At 68.2% G+C, this 3,280-nt stretch carries 3 protein-coding genes; all 3 read right to left on the bottom strand.

The features are described from left to right. On the bottom strand, positions 1-1,189 hold a 1,189-nt coding region (locus tag AC5RUJ_RS13065), incomplete at its 3' end, for a DNA translocase FtsK 4TM domain-containing protein (protein WP_494155972.1). 75 nt (positions 1,190-1,264) lie between these two features. After that, the gene (locus tag AC5RUJ_RS13060) at positions 1,265-2,956 is read right to left on the bottom strand and encodes a ribonuclease J (RefSeq protein WP_494026356.1); all 1,692 of its coding nucleotides are present in this window, start codon (positions 2,954-2,956) and stop codon (positions 1,265-1,267) included. Between the two features lie 7 nt (positions 2,957-2,963). Then, positions 2,964-3,280: dihydrodipicolinate synthase family protein (locus tag AC5RUJ_RS13055; protein WP_494155971.1), on the bottom strand; the 317-nt coding region annotated here is incomplete at its 5' end.

Below are 3,280 nucleotides of genomic sequence, written 5' to 3'. Positions count from 1 at the left end.
GGTTCGGGAGATGGACACCCGCTACGACGACCTCGCCAACTTCGGCTACAAGCACATCGATGATTTCAACAAGGCCGTGCGCAACGGGAAGGTTGTGGGCGGCGGCAGGCAGCACCGGCAGCGCCTCGGTGGCGCCTTCCGGTACCAGCCCCTGGTTGCGCTTGATTTTTTCGACGGCGAGCTCGGCCTGGGTGGGCCTGCGAACTCCCGGCGGCACGGCCGGTGCCGCCTGCTCCGTTCCGGATTCTTCCTCCGGCTCCCCGGCCTCGATCACCGGTGTTTCGAACGCCTCGTCGAAGAAGAAACCCTCGTCCTCGCCGCCGTCGGTCTCTTCGGCCTTGCGCTTGCCGAAGAGCTTGCGCCGCGGCTTGGGTTCCTTGGCCGGGGCGTCGTCGGCGTAGAGGTAGCTCTGGTCATGCCCGTCGGCGGCCGGCCGGTACCCGGCTTCTGCCGACGGGTCCTGGCCCATCAGGTGTTCGTAGAGCATCCGCAGGCGCATGGGTATGTGGCGGAACGGCGTGGCGGTCACGATCAGGATGCTGGTGAAGGCCAGCAGTGCGTAGAAGGCCACCGCCAGCCAGGTGTTGACCGCTGCAAGCGGCGCGGCAAGCAGGAACCCGGCCATGCCGCCGGCCGCCCACAAGGCATCGAAGCCGTCGGCGAGGGCGGGCTGGCCGCCGATCACGTGGGCCAGCCCGGAACCGGACGCCAGCGCCAGGATAAGGCCGATGGAGATGCGGCTGTTGGCGGGAGAGTCCTCCGGGCAGCGCATCAGGCGCACGGCCATGATCACCAGCAGCACGGGCAGCACCAGCGCCATCCAGCCGAAGGTCCCGCCGGCCATGGCGTGCACGGCGTCTCCGAACCAGCCGTCGAGCGCCCACCACTCGACGGTGGCCACGCAGCCGGCCAGCAGCAGCAGGAAGAAGCCGGTGCCGTCGCGGCGCAGTGCGGGGTCGGGCCGCACATCGGGGCCCAGCTTCCGGACGCCCGCGGCCACCGGACGCGCCACGGCCATCCACAGCCCCTGGATCAGCCGGGCCAGCAGCGGCAGTTGCTCTTCCTGGGGCTGCACCTCGAGCACCTTGGTCTTGCTGGAACGCCCCGAGGAGGAGCGCGCAGTGGTGCCTGTAGCCTTACCGCGCGACTGCTGGGTGCCTTTTCGGGCAGGGGAAGTACGAGTCGCCATAGTGGCTAGGTTACCGGCTGCCCGGCGTGATCCGCGGGATTTGGCTCCGGCGGATCGGCTGCGCCGGGTGCGGGATCAGGCCTCCAGGACCACGGGAACGATCATTGGCCGGCGGCGGTGCCGTTTGTTCACCCACGTGCCGATCACCCGGCGCACGACCTGCTGCAGCTGGTAGGTCGTGTGGTCCATGTTGGTGACCACGGCTTCTTCGAGGGCGGCGATGATCCTGGGTTTGATGTCGTCGAACACCGAATCGTCCTCGGCGAACCCGCGCGCATGGATTTCGGGACCGGAGACGATCTGGCCGGTGCTGCGGTTGACCACGGTGATGACGGAGATGAAGCCCTCCTCGCCCAGGATCCGGCGGTCCTTGAGGTCGGCGTCGGTGATTTCACCGATGCTGGATCCGTCCACATACACGTAGCCGCATTCGATCTGGCCGACAATCCGGGCCGTGCCGTCCTTCAGGTCGATCACCGATCCGTCGTCCGCGAGCAGCACGTTCCCGGCGGGCACGCCGGTTTGCTCGGCCAGCCGCCCGTTTGCAATCAGGTGGCGGGTCTCGCCGTGCACCGGGAGGGCGTTTTTGGGCCGCAGGATGTTGTAGCAGTACAGCAGTTCCCCGGCCGCGGCGTGGCCGGACACATGTACCTTGGCGTTGCCCTTGTGGATGACGTCGGCGCCAAGCTTGAGCAGGCCGTTGATCACCCGGAAGACGGCGTTCTCGTTGCCCGGGATCAACGACGACGCCAGGATCACCGTGTCCCCCGCGCCGACCTGCACACGGTGGTCGCCGTTGGCCATCCGCGACAGCGCCGCCATCGGCTCGCCTTGCGACCCGGTGGACATCAGCACGATCCGGTCGTCCGGGAAGTCCTCAACGTTTTTCAGGTCCACGAGGATGCCCTCGGGAACGTTCAGGTAGCCCAGTTTGGCGGCGATGCCCATGTTCCGCACCATGGAGCGGCCGACGAACGCCACATGCCGGCCGTGGGCCGCGGCGGCGTCGAGCACCTGCTGCACGCGGTGCACGTGGGACGCGAAGGAGGCGACGATGATGCGTTTTTGCACCTGCCCGAACAGGCGCTCCAGCACCGGGCCGATTTCCTTCTCGGCCGTGGTGAAGCCGGGGACGTCGGCGTTCGTGGAGTCGGCCATGAAGAGATCCACGCCCTCCTCCCCCAGCCGGGCGAACGCGCGCAGGTCCGTGATGCGTCCGTCCAGCGGCAACTGGTCCATCTTGAAGTCGCCGGTGTGCAGCACGGTGCCGGCCGCGGTGCGGATGAAGACCGCCAAGGCGTCCGGGATCGAGTGGTTGACCGCCACGAATTCGCATTCGAAGGGACCGAACTGCTCGATCTGGCCCTCCGCGACGGTGAGGGTCTGCGGTTTGATCCGGTGCTCGGCCAGCTTCGCCTCGACCAGGGCCAGGGTCAGCTGGGAACCGATCAGCGGGATGTCCTGCCGCATCCGCAGCAGGTACGGGACGGCGCCGATGTGGTCTTCGTGCCCGTGGGTCAGGACCACCCCGACGACGTCGTCGAGCCGGTCCTCGATGTACGAGAAGTCCGGCAGGATCAGGTCCACCCCCGGCTGGTGCTCTTCCGGGAACAGCACGCCGCAGTCAACCACCAGCAGCCTGGAGTCGATCTCGAAGACCGCCATGTTGCGGCCGATTTCCCCGAGCCCGCCGAGAGGAACGATCCGGAGCGTCCCCGGTTCAAGCAGCGGCGGCGTGCGCAACTGGGTGATGGTGGACTCGCTCATCGGGCGGTCAGACCCCCAGCGCCAGGCCGGCCTCGGCCAGGTCGGCGCGGACCGGCGCGAGCTCGGCCTCGGTCGGTTCCACCAGCGGGAGCCGGACCACCGAATTGGGCAGGACGCCCTGCCACTTCAAAATCTGCTTGGCGGCGACCGCACCCTGGATGTGTGTCATCACCGCCCGGATGACCGGGTCCAGTTCGAAGTGCAGCCGGCGTGCGGTGGCGAAGTCCCCCGCCAGTGCCGCATCGACGAGTTCCCGGAACTGGCGGGTGGCCACGTGCGCGGTCACGCTGACCACGCCGACCGCGCCGGCCGCCATCAGCGGCA

Source organism: Arthrobacter sp. Y3223164, assembly GCF_059091005.1.
The sequence above is the reverse complement of the archived record's forward strand: the minus strand, read 5'-3'. Positions and strand labels throughout refer to the sequence as shown.